Source organism: Halostella sp. PRR32 (genome assembly GCF_034808085.1).
Classification (GTDB): domain Archaea; phylum Halobacteriota; class Halobacteria; order Halobacteriales; family Natronoarchaeaceae; genus Halostella; species Halostella pelagica.
Genome location: NZ_JAXHGL010000002.1, coordinates 329815 through 346384 on the forward strand (window position 1 = coordinate 329815; position 16570 = coordinate 346384).

The 16570-nt window shown below is 64.1% G+C and carries 15 protein-coding genes and 1 pseudogene; 4 read left to right on the forward strand and 12 right to left on the reverse strand.

What is annotated here, in order from left to right; all coding sequences use genetic code 11:
• Window position 1 precedes the first annotated feature (1 nt).
• A complete protein-coding gene (locus tag SM753_RS06905) occupies window positions 2–196 on the reverse strand; it encodes a cold-shock protein (protein ID WP_135534858.1) in 195 nt (64 codons plus the stop codon).
• A gap of 168 nt (window positions 197–364) precedes the next feature.
• Here SM753_RS06905 and argS point away from each other — a divergent pair, with 168 nt between their 5' ends.
• The gene (argS, locus tag SM753_RS06910) at window positions 365–2134 is read left to right on the forward strand and encodes an arginine--tRNA ligase (protein ID WP_323191041.1); all 1770 of its coding nucleotides are present in this window, start codon (window positions 365–367) and stop codon (window positions 2132–2134) included.
• An 849-nt stretch (window positions 2135–2983) separates the two neighbouring features.
• Here argS and SM753_RS21340 read toward each other — a convergent pair.
• Window positions 2984–3673 (reverse strand): annotated as a pseudogene (locus SM753_RS21340) (MinD/ParA family protein); the annotation flags it as partial.
• 294 nt (window positions 3674–3967) lie between these two features.
• Between SM753_RS21340 and prf1 the strand changes: the two are divergent.
• The 3 genes from prf1 (at window position 3968) to SM753_RS06930 (ending at window position 7000) form a co-directional block, all read left to right on the forward strand.
• Window positions 3968–5221: a peptide chain release factor aRF-1 gene (gene prf1 / locus SM753_RS06920; RefSeq protein WP_323191043.1), complete on the forward strand. Its 1254-nt coding sequence runs from the start codon at window positions 3968–3970 to the stop codon at window positions 5219–5221.
• 145 nt (window positions 5222–5366) lie between these two features.
• Window positions 5367–6185 (forward strand): winged helix-turn-helix domain-containing protein, encoded by an 819-nt coding sequence (locus tag SM753_RS06925; protein WP_135534861.1) that lies wholly within the window; start codon window positions 5367–5369, stop codon window positions 6183–6185.
• Window positions 6186–6214: 29 nt separating this feature from the next.
• Entirely contained in the window at window positions 6215–7000 is a 786-nt protein-coding gene (locus tag SM753_RS06930; protein WP_323191044.1) for a GntR family transcriptional regulator, read from the forward strand.
• Here SM753_RS06930 and SM753_RS06935 read toward each other — a convergent pair.
• The 10 genes from SM753_RS06935 to ahaH form a co-directional block, all read right to left on the reverse strand.
• The gene (locus tag SM753_RS06935; protein ID WP_135534863.1) at window positions 6995–7381 is read right to left on the reverse strand and encodes a DUF6276 family protein; all 387 of its coding nucleotides are present in this window, start codon (window positions 7379–7381) and stop codon (window positions 6995–6997) included. The two genes, SM753_RS06930 and SM753_RS06935, sit on opposite strands and share 6 nt — an antisense overlap.
• A gap of 40 nt (window positions 7382–7421) precedes the next feature.
• Entirely contained in the window at window positions 7422–8114 is a 693-nt protein-coding gene (locus SM753_RS06940) for a V-type ATP synthase subunit D (protein WP_323191045.1), read from the reverse strand.
• Window positions 8115–8249: 135 nt separating this feature from the next.
• Window positions 8250–9677: an ATP synthase subunit B gene (locus tag SM753_RS06945; RefSeq protein ID WP_135534865.1), complete on the reverse strand. Its 1428-nt coding sequence runs from the start codon at window positions 9675–9677 to the stop codon at window positions 8250–8252.
• Window positions 9677–11434: an ATP synthase subunit A gene (locus SM753_RS06950; RefSeq protein WP_138798283.1), complete on the reverse strand. Its 1758-nt coding sequence runs from the start codon at window positions 11432–11434 to the stop codon at window positions 9677–9679. Before SM753_RS06950 ends, SM753_RS06945 begins: the two co-directional genes overlap by 1 nt.
• A 7-nt stretch (window positions 11435–11441) precedes the next feature.
• Window positions 11442–11765 (reverse strand): V-type ATP synthase subunit F, encoded by a 324-nt coding sequence (locus SM753_RS06955; protein ID WP_323191046.1) that lies wholly within the window; start codon window positions 11763–11765, stop codon window positions 11442–11444.
• Window positions 11762–12808 (reverse strand): V-type ATP synthase subunit C, encoded by a 1047-nt coding sequence (locus tag SM753_RS06960; protein ID WP_135534868.1) that lies wholly within the window; start codon window positions 12806–12808, stop codon window positions 11762–11764. The genes SM753_RS06955 and SM753_RS06960 overlap by 4 nt, the downstream gene beginning before the upstream one ends.
• A gap of 55 nt (window positions 12809–12863) precedes the next feature.
• Window positions 12864–13448: a V-type ATP synthase subunit E gene (locus SM753_RS06965; RefSeq protein WP_135534869.1), complete on the reverse strand. Its 585-nt coding sequence runs from the start codon at window positions 13446–13448 to the stop codon at window positions 12864–12866.
• Between the two features lie 21 nt (window positions 13449–13469).
• A complete protein-coding gene (locus tag SM753_RS06970; RefSeq protein WP_138798284.1) occupies window positions 13470–13757 on the reverse strand; it encodes a hypothetical protein in 288 nt (95 codons plus the stop codon).
• 267 nt (window positions 13758–14024) lie between these two features.
• The gene (locus SM753_RS06975; protein WP_323191047.1) at window positions 14025–16247 is read right to left on the reverse strand and encodes a V-type ATPase 116kDa subunit family protein; all 2223 of its coding nucleotides are present in this window, start codon (window positions 16245–16247) and stop codon (window positions 14025–14027) included.
• Window positions 16234–16566, reverse strand: coding sequence for an ATP synthase archaeal subunit H (ahaH, locus tag SM753_RS06980; RefSeq protein WP_135534872.1), 333 nt, complete (start codon window positions 16564–16566; stop codon window positions 16234–16236). The genes SM753_RS06975 and ahaH overlap by 14 nt, the downstream gene beginning before the upstream one ends.
• Window positions 16567–16570 lie beyond the last annotated feature (4 nt).

Consider the following 16570-nt stretch of genomic DNA (forward strand, 5'->3'; position numbering starts at 1 on the left):
ATTACTGCCGAACGACGTTCGTCGCGCGCGGTCCCTTGTCTGCCTGTTCTATATCGAACTCTACGTCAGTACCTTCCTCGAGATCGGGGCCGCCGACGTCTTCCATGTGGAAGAACACGTCCTCGTCCTCGTCCTCAGTTTCGATAAAGCCGTAACCGCCTGTGTCGTTGAAGAAGTCAACCGTTCCGTTTGCCATTGCTTCTAAAGAGAGAGGCCCTCCACGGATAACCCTTCCGAGAGTCGCGTTACCACAGGCCGGGCCCGGCAGGAGTACTCGTCCGTTCCTCTTCGCGCACGCTCGCCGACCCCAGAGACGCCACACCAACCCGTTACCCCTTTACTCGCCGGCCGAAAACAGGGGCGTATGTTCATAGCCGTTCGAGAGGAAGTCGAAGCCGCGGTCGAGGACGCCCTGACCGCGCTCGACCTCCCGACTGACGACCTCGGTATCGAGGAGCCGCCGGAAGACGTCGAGGCCGTGCTGGCGTCGAGCGTCGCCTACCGGCTGGCCGGCGAGGTCGGTGCGCCGCCGCCCGAGGTCGCCGCCGACATCGCAGCCGAGATCGACGCGAGCGACTACGGGTACGTCGCCGAGGCCGTCCCGCAGGGCGCGTACGTCAACTTCCTGCCGAGCGACCGCTTCTTCGCGGACACGCTCGGTGAGGCACAGAACGACGGCTACGGCCGTCTGGAGCCGAAAGACACCTCCGTCGTCGTCGAACACACCAGCGCCAACCCGACCGGTCCGGTTCACGTCGGCCGCGCGCGAAACCCGATCGTCGGCGACGCCGTCGCCAACGTTATCGACTACGCCGGGTACGACGTCTCTCGGCACTACTACGTCAACGACGCGGGCCGACAGATGGCCGTGTTCACGTGGGCGTACGAGACGTTCGACGAGGCGGACCTGGAGGAAGCCCCGGAGCGCGACCGCATCGAGTACGACCTCGTACGCTACTACCGCAAGGGCAACGCGTTCTTAGAGGAAGGCGACACCGACGAGGTCGAAGCGGCCGAGGCCGAGATCGAATCGATCATGCAGGGCCTCGAAGCGGGCGACGAGGAGACGTACGAGCGCGTCAGCGAGGTCGTCGACCAGGTGCTCGGCGGGATGCGCGAGTGTCTCGGACGCCTCCCAGCCGAGTTCGACCGGTTCGTCAAGGAGACGAAGTTCATGTTCGACGGTTCGACCGACGACGTGGTCGACCGTCTGCAGGACCTGGACGAAGCCATCTACGAGGAGGACGCCTGGCAACTCGACCTGGAGGCACACGGCATCGACAAGAACCTCGTGTTCCTCCGCTCGGACGGCACCAGCCTCTACCCTACCCGCGACCTCGCCCACCACGAATGGAAGTTCGAGAACTACGACCGCGCGGTGACCGTCCTCGGCGAGGACCACAACCTCCAGGCCGAACAGCTCCGGACGACGCTCGACCTCCTTGGCAACGACACAGACCAGCTAGAGCAGGTGCTGTACTCGTACGTGAACCTCCCCGAGGGGAAGATGAGCACCCGCGAGGGAACCGGCGTCGACCTGGACGACCTCCTCGACGAAGCCGTCGCCCGCGCGCGTAAGGAAGTCGAGACGCGCCTCGACGACCGCATCCGCGACGACGAACTGGACGAGGACGACGTCGAGCGGATCGCACGACAGGTCGGCATCGGCGCGGTTCGCTACGACATCGTCTCGAAACAACCGAGCAAGGCGATCACCTTCGAGTGGGACCGCGCGCTGGACTTCGAGGCGCAGTCCGCGCCATACGTGCAGTACGTCCACGCACGGTGTTGCGGGATCCTGAGCGAGGCGGCGCGGGACGACGAAGCCGACGACCTCTCCGACGTCGACGCCGACCGCCTCGACACGGAGTACGAACGCGACCTGCTCCGGGCAGTCGCGCGATTCCCCGCCGTCATCGAGGAGGCCGCTGACGACCTGAAACCCCACGTCGTCGCAACCTACACCCGGACGCTCGCCGAGCGGTTCAACGCGTTCTACCGCGAGTGCCCAGTGCTTTCCGACGACGTGGATCCGGAGCTACGGGACGCTCGTCTCGCGTTAGTGACGGCGGCCAAACATTCGGTCGGGAACGCCCTCGACGTTCTCGGAGTCGAAGCGCCCGACTCGATGTGATCAGAACACGCTTCCGCCGACGAAGGAGATAGCGGCGATCGCCGAACCGATAACTAACAGGACGAACAACAGTATCCAACCGAGCGGAACGGAGTTATCCCTATCTGCCATACCCGAAGTTGTCGGAACTCCCTGTTCAACCTTCCCGTTTCAGCCGAGGAGACGACCGAAGAACCCGCCGTCCTCGTCCTCGTCGTCCTCGTCGTTCGCGTCTCCGTCGCCGTTCTCGGGGTCCGGCTTCGGCGGTTCGCGGTCGCTGAACGGGATCGCGTCCTCGTCGATGTCGTCGCTTTCCTGGCTCTCCTCGTCCCCCTCCGCGAAGGTAACGCCCTCGGACCCGTCCGCGGTCTCGGTGTCGGTGTCTGACTCCGCGTCGGGGATAGTGACGCCGTCGTCCCCCGCGTCGGCGGTTTCGTCCGTCTCCGCTTCGGCCTCCGAGCCGTCGGGGGTTTCCCCCTCGGCGGGTGCGTCGCCGTCGACGGTATCCTCGCCGGCCGTCTCGCTGTCGGCCGAGTTATCGTCAGCAACGACGTCGTCGGCCGCGTCGTCCGCGGGTGATTTCGGCGGACTGTCGGACGTCTCTGCCGATACCGACGCGTCGCGGTCCGCGGACGCGTCCGTCTCAGCCGTACCCGTATCGGCGTCCGACGGTTCGGTTCCGTCGGCGTCAGCCGTCTCGTTTCCCGTGTTACCGCCGCTCTCGTCGGTGCCTTCGTCCGGAGTCGTCCCCTCGGTAGAAGAGGCGGCATCCGCTTCGGCTTCCGACTCCACAGGGTCGGTCGCGTCGGCACCGTCGCCCGCAGGAGCGCCGTCTGCCGGCGCGGCGTCTCCGGTGCCGTCGATCCGGTCGGCGAGGCCGCGGTACGCGACCCCTGCGGGGCTTTCGGGCGCGTCGACGACGACCGGTGTCCCGGAATAGATGGCCTCGTGAACCGCGTCGTCTTCCGGGATGGTTCCGAGCAGGGGGACGCCGAGTTTCGACGCGATGGCCTCGAAGTCGATTCCCCGGTCGTCCCGCGCCCGGGTCAAAACGAGACCGGCGACGTGTCCGTCGGCGCGGTCGGTCAGGTCTACCGTCTTCTCCGCGTCGCGAACGGCGGCCGGGTCGGGCGTCGAAACGAGGAAAACGGCGTCCGCGAGGCCCAGGGGAAGCACCGTCTCGTGGCTCACTCCCGCGCCGACGTCTAACAGGACGTAGTCGAACTCCTCACGGAGGCGGTCGACGACAGCACCGAGTTCGGTCGCGTCGACGCCCGCGTAACTCTCTAGGTCGCCGCCGCTCGGGACCGCAGCGATGTTGTCGGCGAGTTCGTACGTCGCTTCTTCGACGGACGCCTCGCCGGCGAGTACCTCGTGCAGCGTCGTCGAGTCCGGAGAGAGACTGACGAATCCGGCGAGGTTCGCCATCCCCAGGTCCGCGTCGACCACGGCGACGGTGTGGCCGGCGCCGGCCAGTGCCGTACCCAGGTTCACGGTCGTCGTCGTTTTCCCGACACCCCCCTTCCCGCTCGCGATAGCGTAAACCGTCTTGTGAGACATATTAGTCAATATCCCGAATGTGTAGCGGGAGCTTTATAAATCGTAACCTCCGGAAACGAGACCGGCGAAAATATCAACCCTATCTCATTTCAGCGGGAAACGTCACTCGCCCGCGGCGGCTTTCGGCCTTGGCCTGGGAACGCTCTCCCTCGGTCCGCCACCCGGCCGAGAGGTTGCGGAGCGGGCGGTCCCATGGGCTCGCAGCAGTCCACGGCGGCCGACCCGCCGGCCGTCCGACCTATCGCCCCTGGGAAGACAAAGGATACTTAGCCACTCCGGGCCGTAAAATGGACAATGAGCCAGCAGGAGAGCGAGCAGTCCGACCGGAAGAAATACGAGTTCCGGAAGGTCATCGAGGACCTGAAGGAGTACGAGGGGTCGGGGACGCAACTCGTCACCATCTACATCCCGGACGACAAGCAGATCAGTTCCGTCGTCGCGCACGTCACGCAGGAACACAGCGAAGCAAGCAACATCAAGTCCAAGCAGACCCGGACGAACGTCCAGGACGCCCTCTCTTCGATCAAGTCGCGTCTCCGCTACTTCGACACCTATCCGCCCGAAAACGGTATCGTCATCTTCTCCGGGGCGGTCGACTCCGGCGGCGGCCAGACCGACATGATCACGAAGGTGCTGGAGAGCCCGCCGATGGAGATCGAGTCCTTCCGCTACCACTGCGACTCGGAGTTCCTGACCGAACCGTTAGAGGACATGCTCGCGGACAAGGGCCTCTACGGCCTCATCGTCCTCGACCGCCGCGAGGCGAACGTCGGGTGGCTCCGGGGCAAGCGCGTCGAACCCGTCAAGTCCGCCTCCTCGCTCGTGCCGGGCAAACAGCGCAAAGGTGGCCAGTCCGCCCAGCGATTCGCCCGCCTCCGCCTCGAAGCCATCGACAACTTCTATCAGGAAGTCGCCGGGATGGCGAACGACCTGTTCGTCGAAAAGCGCCACGAACTCGACGGCATCCTCGTCGGCGGCCCCTCGCCGACCAAAGACGAGTTCCTGGACGGCGACTATCTCCACCACGAACTCGGGGACTCGGTACTCGGGAAGTTCGACGTCTCCTACACCGACGAGTCCGGGCTCTACGACCTGGTCGACGCCGCGGAGGAAGCGCTCGCCGACGCCGAGGTGATGAAGGACAAGAACCTGATGCAGGATTTCTTCAAGGAGCTCCACGCCGGCGACGAGGCCACCTACGGCTTCGATCAGACCCGGCAGAACCTCATCATGGGGTCCGTCGAGACGCTCCTCATCAGTGAAGACCTTCGGGAGGACGTCGTTACCTACGAGTGCCCCAACGGTCACGAGGAACGGACAGTCATCGACCGCCGCAAGGACACGCCCAACCACACCTGCTCGGAGTGCGGCGAGGAAGTCCCCGCCGAGGATGGCGAACGCGAGGACGCGATCGACCACCTCATCGACATCGCCGAACAGCGCGGCACCGAGACGAAGTTCATCTCGACCGACTTCGAGAAAGGCGAACAGCTGTACGACGCCTTCGGTGGCGTCGCCGGCCTGCTGAGGTACTCTACCGGCGTCTAATCGGTCTGTCCTCTCTCGCTGTACTCTCCGGATCGAAGTTCTCATTTTCGCCTCTCCGCTGAGAGTGCAACTGCTACGTCGAATGATACGTTCTGACAAGGCCCGGAGTATATATACGTAAAGCGAGAACAACCGGATAGATCAGATGACCGAGATGGACACGATGGAGGGCGTCGTCGATCTCGTTACGCGGCGTATCGACGTGTTACAGTACCTCGACGGGACGACCGCCGGAAAAGAGACGCTCGTCGAGGAACTCGATATCTCCCGGTCGACGGTAAACCGCTCGCTTCGGGAACTCGAAAGCGCGGGTTTCGTCACGCGTTCCGAGGGTGGGTTCACCGCGTCGGCGACCGGTCGTACGGTCGCTGAGCTGTACCGCGAGTTCCGGACGACGCTAACCGAGGCGGTTGGCGCTCAGCCGCTGCTTTCGGCACTTCCGCCGTCGGCGACAGTGAGCCACGCTATGATCCGTGGCAGTGACATCCACGTCTCGGAACCGCCGACTCCGTACAGACCTATCGAACGTGTCACCGATCTCGTCACCGCCGCCGAGACGTTCCGGAGCCTCTCGACGGCGGTGGCCCGACCGGAGAGCTTCGACCGTATCACGAAAGCGGTGGTCGACGACGGCCTCGATGCCGAAATCGTGTTCGAGGTGTCGGTGGCCGAGCAGATCCGTACGTCGCGTGCGGATCCGATCCGGGAAGCGATGGAGAGCGATCAGTTCGCGATGTACGCGACTGCGGAGCTCCCGTACAGCCTCGGTATCGTCCGCGACTCCGGGACCTCACACGCCTTTCTCGTCGTGTCCGGCCCGGAGTCGGAGCTCCGCGGCGTCGTTATCAACGATTCGGCTGCGGCCATCGCGTGGGCCGAGAAGGTGTACCGAAACCACCGAGCGGCGGCGACTGAGCTCCCTCCGCCCGAAACACGCGACGACGCCGACGGCCACTACACATAACAACCCCCTGTGAGTACCAGTACTGGTATATGAACCGTGACGATATTTCTGGGGTCGTACAGACCCTGTGTACCCGTCACGAGTTCCTCGTCTCGCTGCGGGCCGGACCTCGCGAGAAGCGCGCCCTCGTCGAGACGCTGGACGTCTCCCGGTCGACTGTCGACCGAGCGATCCGCGAACTCCAGTCCGAGGGGCTGGTCGAGCGCGAACCGCGAGGGTTCCGGTTGTCCGCCGCCGGGCACCTCGCGGTGTCGCTCACCGAGGCGATACTGTCGGTAACCGCCGACCTTCGTGCCGCTGCCGAGGTGCTCGAACCCGTGCCCGCGAGCGCGCCGATAGACGGGCGCGTCGTTCGCGACGCCGCCGTCGCAGAAGCGACGCAGGAAACGCGGTATCGGCCGCTTTCCGCGGTCGACGAGCTATTGGCCGAGGCCACGCAGATATACGGATTCGCGCCGCTTGTCACCCGACGGGGCTCGATGGACCGTCTGGCGGAGGCCGTCACCGACCGCGGTGCCGACGCGGAGATCGTTTTCGGCGACTCCCTCGCCGTGCAGTTGCTTCCGTCGGTGGGCGAGGAGGTTCGGACGATGGTTCGGAACGGGTTCACCCCGCTTTCGACGGGCGACCTCCCGTTCGGCATGGTCCTCGGAGAGACGCCCGAAGGCTGGCGAGTTCGCGTGATCACGTACGGCGACGACGGCACTCTCTGCGGCGTGCTCAGTAACGATACGCCCGAGGCGGCGACGTGGGCGTGGGAGGTGTATCAGACCTACCGCCGCGACGCTGTCGACCTCTCGCCCGCGTTCTCATAGGGTCTGCTCCAGTTGCCGCCGTCGGCGCTCGATGTCGACGGCGGGATCGATATCCGGGGCTGCCGCCAGGCGGTCGAGCACGAGCAGCGGGTCGGTGCCGGCGGCTTCGACGCGCCCGACGAGCGTCGCTATCTCCTCGCTGTAGAGCGCGAGCGACGAGAGCAGTCCGACGAGTAGCGCCATCGGCACTGCGGCGTTTCCCTGGGGAAACCCGTCGCTTACCGAGCCGAAGTCGGGATCGGAGTCGGGGTCTTCGGCCGGGTGAAGTCGCAGACAGCCCGTACACAGCGCCGCGGCAGTTGCACTCTCGGGGACACACTCGCGCAGGTCCGGCGGGACGGCGAACGAGACGGCCGGCGCTCCGCAGTCGGGACAGTCCATATGGGAAAGAAACGAGAGAAAGCGTAAAAACTACGCCGGGTTAGTCGTCGGCTGTGAGACGGTCTTGTTCGGCCTCGGCCTCCTCGGCGGCGCGGTCCTCCGTCTCCTCTTCCTCTTTTTTCGCCTTGATCTTCTTCATGCGGAAGATCTCTTCGCGTTCCTGCTCTTCGAGTTTCTGTTCGATGTACTCCTGGTTGGTGTACAGTTCGGGTAGTAGCTTGAACTCCAGAGCGTTGACGCGGCGCTTCGTCTTCTCGATCTCGTCTAACATCTTCTTCATCGCGGTCTCGACCTCGGCCGCGAGGATGATCGAGTCGAGGAGCTCCTCGTACGCCTCGGCGGCCTCGTCGATCCGGGCGCTGGTGCCGACGACGCCGTACCCGCGCTCGTCGAGGCTCTTCTGGACCTTGCTCGATTCGATCTGCGGGACGACGACGCCCATGATGTTGTGCGATTCCGTCGTGATCTCAGGGTGTTCTTTCAGCGCCGCGGCGGCACCGCGAACCGAGACGTCGCCCTCCATGGCGCGAGCCATGTCGATCTTCTTCTGGGCCGTCTCGTAGTTCCCTTCGACGTTCTCCCGGACGTCCTGGGCCTGGTCCAGGATATCCATGAACTCCATGATGAGGCCGTCGCGCTTTTGCTCCAGCGTGTCGTGGCCCCGCTCGGAGAGTTCGATGCGGTCCTCGATCTGCATCAACTCCTTGCGAGTGGGTTTGACGTCCTTGGCCATCTTGGGTTTGGTTTGCGCGCCCGCACGGATAACTGTTTACAGTCTCGCCGATAACGCACCGGCACTTCGGCGGCAGAAATATAGTGTCATCCCGGTCTCCCTGTTCCCGACAGCGAAAAACGGCCGACTGGAACGTTACTCCGCCTCGACTTGGGCGGTTTCTGCGTCTTCCGCTTCGCGGTAGTTCTCCTCGATGAGTTCCTCGTCGATGCGGTTGAGTTCCGTCTTCGGGAGCGTCGAGAGCAGGTCCCAACCGATCTCCAGCGTGTCGTCGATACTGCGGTTCGTGTCGTACCCCTGTTGGATGAACTCCTCCTCGAAGCGGTCGGCGAAGTCGAGGTACTTGTTGTCGCGCTCGGACAGCGCCTCGCGGCCGACGATGTTCACCAGGTCGCGCAGGTCCTCGCCCTCCGCGTACGCGGCGTACATCTGGTCGGAGACGTCGCCGTGGTCGGCGCGGGTGAGGCCCTCGCCGATACCGTCGTCCATCAGGCGCGACAGGCTCGGCAGGACGTTGATCGGCGGCTGGACGCCCTGGCTGTTCAGGTCGCGGTCCATCATGATCTGACCCTCCGTGATGTACCCGGTCAGGTCCGGGATCGGGTGCGTGTCGTCGTCGCCGGGCATCGTCAGGATCGGGATCTGCGTGACGGAGCCCTCGCGGCCCTTGATGCGGCCGGCCCGTTCGTACAGCTGGGCAAGGTCAGTGTACATGTACCCGGGGTAGCCACGTCGGCCCGGGACCTCCTCGCGCGCCGCACCGATCTCGCGCAGCGCCTCGCAGTAGTTGGTCATGTCGGTCAGGATGACCAGCACGTGATACCCCTTGTCGAACGCGAGATACTCGGCGGTGGTCAGGGCCAGTCGCGGCGTGACCGTCCGCTCGACTGCGGGGTCGTCCGCGAGGTTCATGAAGACGACGGAGCGCTCCAGCGCGCCGGTACGCTCGAAGTCGTCCATGAACTCGTTGGCCTCCTCGGCGGTGATACCCATCGCGCCGAAGATGACCGCGAACTCGCTTCCTTCCTCGTCGTCCTCGGCTTCCTCGTCTTCTTCCGGCACGGTCGCCTGACGGGCGATCTGGAGTGCGAGCTCGTTGTGCGGTAGGCCAGACCCGGAGAAGATCGGGAGCTTCTGGCCGCGGACGAGCGTGTTCATGCCGTCGATTCCGGAGACGCCCGTCTGAATGAACTCCTCGGGATACTCGCGAGCGTACGGGTTGATCGCCGCGCCGACGATGTCTCGGCGCTCGTCCGGAACGATGTCCGGACCGCCGTCGATGGGGTTACCGGAGCCGTCGAGGACGCGACCCAGCAGGTCCTCCGTGACGGGCATCTTCATCGTCTCGTCGAGGAAGCGAACCGAGGACTTGCGGTCGATACCCTCGGTCCCCTCGAACACCTGAATGGAGACGATGCCTTCGCTGGATTCGAGCACCTGACCGCGCTTGATGTCGCCGTTCGGCGTTTCGATCTCGACGATCTCGTCGTATCCGATGGGTTCGTCCACCTCGGCGAAGACCAGCGGTCCGCTGATCTCGGTGATTGTCTTGTATTCTTTCATTAGTAGAGGTCCCGTAGTTCGTCGGTCATGTCTGCTTCTATCTCATCGATGAACGACTCGTACTCCTCGGTCGTTCCGATGCGGTTCAGACGTGGAGCGGCCTCGATGGCCGTGATCTCATCGACGGGCACGCCGGCGTCGAGCGCCTCGAACGCCTCGTCGTTGAACGTCTTGATCGCCTGGAGGATCTGGTAGGACTTGTCCGGGGAGCAGAACGTGTCCACGTCGTGCAGTGCGTTCTGCTGGAGGAACGACTCGCGGATGTAGCGAGCGACCTCTAGGGTGAGCTGCTGGTCCTCCGGCAGGGCGTCCTTGCCGACGAGCTGGACGATCTCTTCGAGTTCGGACTCTTCGTCCAGCACGTCGACCGCCCACTGGCGAACCTCGGGCCAGTCCTGAGCGACGTTCTCCCGGAACCAGGGGTCGAGTTGCTCCTTGTACAGCGAGTAGGAGTCGTTCCAGTTGATCGCCGGGAAGTGACGCCGTTCCGCGAGGTCGGCGTCGAGCGCCCAGAACGTCTTCACGATACGGAGCGTGTTCTGTGTGACCGGCTCCGAGAAGTCGCCGCCGGGCGGGGAAACCGCTCCGACGACGGAGACGGACCCCTCCGTCCCGTTCAGGTTCTCGAACAGACCGGCGCGCTCGTAGAACTCCGAGAGCCGCGCGGCCAGATACGCCGGGTAGCCCTCTTCGCCGGGCATCTCCTCCAGTCGCGAGGAGATCTCGCGCATGGCCTCGGCCCACCGCGAGGTGGAGTCGGCCATCAGCGCGACGTCGTAGCCCATGTCGCGGTAGAACTCCGCGATGGTGATCCCGGTGTACACACAGGACTCGCGGGCCGCGACGGGCATGTTCGACGTATTGGCGATGAGACAGGTTCGGGACATCAGCGGCTTCCCGGTCTTGGGGTCTTCCAGTTCCGGGAAGTCGTCGATGACCTCGGTCATCTCGTTACCGCGCTCGCCGCAGCCAATGTAGACGACGATGTCGGCGTCGGACCACTTGGCAAGTTGCTGCTGGGTGACGGTCTTCCCGGACCCGAACGGACCCGGAATCGCCGCCGTCCCGCCTTTCGCGAGCGGGAACAGGCCGTCCTGAACGCGCTGGCCCGTCACCAGCGGCTTGGTCGGCGACTGCTTGTCGACGGAGGGGCGGGCCTCGCGGACCGGCCACTCCTGGTGCATCTGGATCTCCTCGCCTGAATCGAGTTCGACGACCGTCTCCTCGACGGTGAAGTTCCCCGAGTCGGCGGCGACGACTTCGCCGCCCTCGTAATCCGGCGGAACCATGACCTTGTGCTCGATGCTCTCGGTCTCCGGCACGGTGCCGACGATGTCGCCGGCGCGTACCTCGTCGCCCTCCGCGACGGTGGGTTCGAACTCCCAGGTCCGCTCCAGGTCGATACCGGGCGCGTCGACGCCGCGGTCCAGGAACGCACCCATCTTGTCTTCCAGGACTGCGAGCGGGCGCTGGACGCCGTCGTAGATAGAGTCCAGCATCCCCGGGCCGAGGTCGACCGAGAGTGGTTCTCCCGTGTTCTCGACGGGTTCGCCCGGGGAAACCCCGGACGTCTCCTCGTACACCTGGATGGTCGTTACGTTGCCTTCGATCTCGATGACCTCTCCCATCAGCCCTTCCGAACCGACGTACACCACGTCGTTCATCCGAGCGTCGAGGTCCGCGGCGGTCACGACGGGACCGCTCACGCTGTCGATGACGCCGTCCTCGCTGACGTCTGTGTCTGTTGCTTGACTCATGATTGTGTTAGTCTTCCTCCATCAGGTCGATACCGATCGCACGCTTGATCTTGTCGCGCAGTCCGCCACTCCCGGCACCGCCGCCGAGCATCACGACGGTCGGTTCGACGCTCGTCTCTACGTCGTTGCGGACGCCCCGCGAGAGATACTCGATGTCGTCGTTGTGCATCACGACGATACCGATGTTCTCGTCGGTCAGGACGCGCTCGACTGCCTCGTCCAGTTCCTCTTCCTTCCGGTCGTCCGGGACGTTCTCGAACTCACGGACGCCGGCGAGCCGGAAGCCGGTCGTGAACTCGGGACTGCCGACGACTGCGATCTCCTGGCTCATACGATCACCAGCTCCTCGTTTATCTCCTCCTCGGAGAGTCCCGCCTCCTTCCCTCGTGCCACGGCGCGGATGTTCTCGACTTCACGCTCTTTCGCGAGAACGTATCCGAGCACCGGGCAGATCGAGATCGGGAAGCGACTCGATAGCCCTCGGGAGTACTCTAGCAACGCACGATCAAGAGCGTGCTCGAACCCGATGAGGCTGTCGGCGGTTTCCAGTTCGTCTAAGGCGTTCGATAGCTCGTCGCCGTACTTGCTGTCGCGGATGTGAGTGACGAGTTGGTCGCGGTTGCCGACCAGCCGAACGAGTTCGTTCGGGGTAAACAGCTCTCCACCCTCGATGTAGTACTCGGAAGGGTCCATGTCGGCCCCGCTCCGGGCGAGCCGGAGCGCGTTCCGCGCGTTCCGGAAGTCTATCTCGGCCTGCAGGAACTCGACGTACAGCTTCGTCGGCTCGTCCGAGCCGCTGACGCCGCCGAGCAGGTTCTCGTAGAACGCGCGGTCGACCGCGTTTTCGAGCGGCACCAGCACGCCGGTCTCCTCGTACTCCTCGAAGGCCGCCGGCAGCGATTCACCGAACAGCGTCCCGTCGAGCAGTTCGACGGCGTCCTCGATGGTCCCGGCGTTCGCCAGGCGTTCGAGAAAGCGGTCGTCGAACTCCCCGGCACGGATGTAGTCCGTCTCTATCTCTTCGGCGCTCGCGCCGGAGTAGAGTCCACGGAACGTCGTCTTCGCGTTCCAGGCGTCGAACTTCCGGAGGTAACTCGCGATCCGGTCGTACATCTCGCCGCCCGACCAGCGAAGCAGGTCGTCGAAGTGCTTCGCCATGTTTCGGGTCAGTGCGTACTCGATGAGGTCGACGCCGCTGTGGCGCGAACCCAGTGCGTTGACCTCCGACTCGTACTCGGTTTCCTCCATGAACCGAGCGATCTCGCTCGGCCCCATGCGGACCAGCTTTCGGTAGTCCTCGTCGTCAAACAGCTTCGCCCGGCGGGCCCGGACGCGGGAGTTCACGTACTCGGGGTTCGACCCGGTGGCGCTCACGCGAACCACCCCACGACGGACGGGAGTCCGGCGATACGAGTTGCGATGACTTCGGTCATTGCTCCTCGAACAGGCGGGAACTGATTTCCTTCAGATTATCCTCCCACACGTCCTCCAGCACGGAATCGAACGTGTTGTTGACGCGAACTCTGCTCTCGTCGCTCTCGACGACGACGCCGCCGAGGCAGTCGACCTCGCCGGCGTACTCGTAGCCGTCGTAGTCCTCAAGCACGTCGCTCAGCAGCGCCTCGTCTTCGGGTCGAGCGTAGACGAGCACGTCGTCGCCCTCGTCGAACTCGACCGACGCAGCGGAAAGCAGGTTTCGCGTCAGTTCTTCGCGCTCGTCGCCGTCGAGGGCCGCGAGCTCCGCCTCGACCGCCTCGCGGACCTCTTCGAGGAGGTCCCGACGCGCTTCGAGCCGCTGCTGTTTGGCCTCGAGTTTCGCGCTGGAGAGTTGCTGCTCGCGCTCTTGGGCGATCTCGGTTTCGACCGCCTCCTCGGCTTCGGCGAGCGTCTCCTCGGCGTCTTCCTCCGCCTCGGATAGTATCTCCGCAGCGCGCTCTTCACCCTGTGCGCGAATTTCCTCCGCACGCGCGCGGGCTTCGTCTCGGATGTCCTCAACGACTGTGTCCAAACTCATTGTGAGAAAATGGGACTGCGGTTAGACGAAGAGTGCGACCAGCGCGAAGATGACCAGTGTCTCCGGCAGGACCGTCATGACGATCCCGATACCGGTAGAGATCGAGTCCTCGGCGAGGGCACCAACGGCCGCGGCACCGATACCGCGCTCCGCGTATCCTGCACCGATGGCGGCCAGACCGATGCCGATCGCGGTGGCACCGTCCGTCGTAATACCGGGCTCTGCATTGCCCTGAAGGCCTCCTTCCTGCAGGATTATGTTGCTGAATTGTTCCGCTGCAAGTGCGACGTCAAGGGAGTTCTCAATCATGTTTGCGTATACCTCGTAGTTGCGACCGAACAAGCCGTACTTCACCCGCCAGTGTTCATAAAACTTCCCAAACGAAACCGGCAGATACGACGGTCTCAACCCCCCAGCGAGGGGTTTTCCAGAGACATTATAGTTTCGATTTTTGGCTCCCGGTGTGGATGACCGTTCCGACAGTTTAGACGGTACCGTTCCAGTAGAAAACGTGCGGCATCAGCGTGGTGAATAAAAACCGAGACGTCAGGGATTCCCCGACTGAGGACGCGGCTGTCAGTCCTCGGCGGTGTGCTCGCGGTCGTACCCGAACGGTTTGAACACGCGACCGCCGCCATCGTAGAACTTGTCGAAGAACTCGACGTACTCGAGACGAATCCCCTGCAGGCCGGCGCTCGTCACGCCGAGCAGTAGGACGACGATGTGACCGAGGACGAAGATGAGCACGCCGGCGATCACCGACCCTACGCCGCCGTGGAGCAGGCCCCCGAACATGACTTCGCTCACTTCGTGACCGTGGTATCCGTGTTCGACGTAGTACTGCGGCGCGTGACTCGTCGCGAAGTGCCACTCGCCGTCGACGACGTACACGCCGAAGAAGAGGAGGTTGACGACGAACGCCATCCCCGCCTTCGCCAGGATAACCGCGCCGATCCGGAGATACGATAGCACGTCACCGAGCACGCTGAAGCTCTCGAGGAAGCCGACGAGACTACCGATGGCAACCCCGAAGTGCTTGATTTCGCCGTACACCATCGTCAGGAAGCCGACCGCGGCGATCGGCAGTCCGACGGAAAGGCCGATCTCGGCGGGCAACCCGTTGAAACCAAGCGCGTACGCGGCCTGTTCGCCCTCGTTGAGCACCTCGAACAGGAAGTCCGGTTTCGGACCGCGAGCGTGCCGGCTAAAGATCCAGACCCATACACCGATCATCAGCGTCGCCCAGGAGCCTTTCTCCAGGTAAGCGTCGACGAATCCGTGGTCGAGGTCGTTGACGAACCCGAACACGTACCCCAGAGTCAGGTGGAGCAAGCCGAGCAGGACGCTCACGAGCAGCCAGGCACGGCCGTAGGCGGCGAAGTGCGGCTGGAGCCCCTTATGCATCGGCGGATTACCGTTGAACAGGATCTCGCCGAGCACGTGTAGTCCGAACACCTCACCGTAGAGGACGCCGAACAACATTGTGAACCCGCCGAGCCACATTCCGATAGCGCCGAGACTGCGGAAGACGGCCTCGTCTAAGCGGCTGTACAACAGATAGCCGACGCCGAGATAGAGCAGTCCGTACCCGAGGTCCCCGATCATGAACCCGAAGAACGCCGGGAACGTCAGAAACAGAACGATCGTGGGGTCGAGTTCCGTGTACTTCGGCCGGTTTATCATCTTGAGGAGGAACTCGAAGGGCTCTGCGGCCTTGTTGTTCTTCTGGATGACCGGCGGTTCGTCGTTGACGGTGACGGCGCTGCCGCCGTCCGTCACGGCCTGCGCGCCGTCGCCCGGCTGAGCCTCGTCGCCGGGCTCCGTAACGGGTTCGGAGTGGGTCGGACGTCCCTCATCGTATTTGGCGCGTTCTAGCTCCTCGACCTCGACGCGGTCGCCGACGGCCGTTTCGAGTGCGCCTTCCAAGTCGTCGTAGCGCTCAGTCGGGATCCATCCCTCGGCGATGAAGCTGTTCGCGGTCGTGGCGAACTGTAGCGGCGCTTCCGACTTCTGGACCTCGATAGTGAGTTTCTCCTCGGCGGCGAGCAGAAAGCCCGCCGCGTCGATCCGGAGTTCCTCGAGTTCGTCCTCGACGGTGTTGCGCTGGGACTCCAGTTGTTGCCGTTCGTGGCGGAGTTCGTCGACGTACTCCTCGGGACTGCCTTCGGCGTCCGGCACTTCGACGTACGCGAAGTCGACGCCAACCAGCGCGTCGTCGAGAACGTCGTCCGACTCCGCCGAGTTCCGCTCGCTCGGATACGCGAAGACGGCGACGACGGAATCGCCGGTGAACGTCTCGTAAGCGTCGATCCCCTCGGCGTCTGAGAGCGCTTCCTCGATCTGCGCTCTGTCACCCTCGCCGACCGCGACCTCGAGGGTGTCGTAGCCCGTGAGGAGATCCAGGTCGATACCCAGATCGACGAACGGTTCGACCGACGCTATCTCCTCTTCGACGGTTCGGAGTTCGGCGTCGATGTCGTCGAGGCGGTCGTCGAGGTCGTTCGCCTCGCTGCGGATGTCCTCGAGTTCCGAGTCGAGCGCCTCGTCGGTGACGATCCGGCTCGGCCCGGCGTCGGCCTCGTCGACGCCGAGAATGCTTTCGAGCGAACGGACCGTGATCAGCTTCTCGGAGGCCTCGTCGGCACCCTCGATCGGGTCGCCGTTGTCGAAGCCCTCCCAGGAGCCGTCGTAGTCGCTCAAGTCGAGGAGGTTCAGGTCGAACGTCGCCTCGATGACGTCGTCCATGACGGCCTTCGACCCCGTCACGGACACCTTGCTCATTCGTTCAGGTCTGAGCATGCACCGCCTCCTTGAACGTATCGACGATATGTTCTATCACCTCGTCCTTTCTGAATTCGGCGCGTTCGACGAGCTCATCGCGCTCTGTAGCGCCTTCTTCGAGGATCTGCTCCCGCTTCGCTTCGTTCTCCTCGCGGGCTTCCTCGAGTCGCTGTTCGCGTAGCTCACGCGCCTCGGCCTCTGCTTCCTGACGGATCTCCTCTGCTTCCTCGCGCGCCTCGGCGACGCGCTCCTCGCGCTCTTCCTCGGCCAGCGCGACGATTTCGTCCGCCTCCTGTTCGACGTCCTGTATTCGTTCGAGAACCTCTGGCCTCGGCATACTA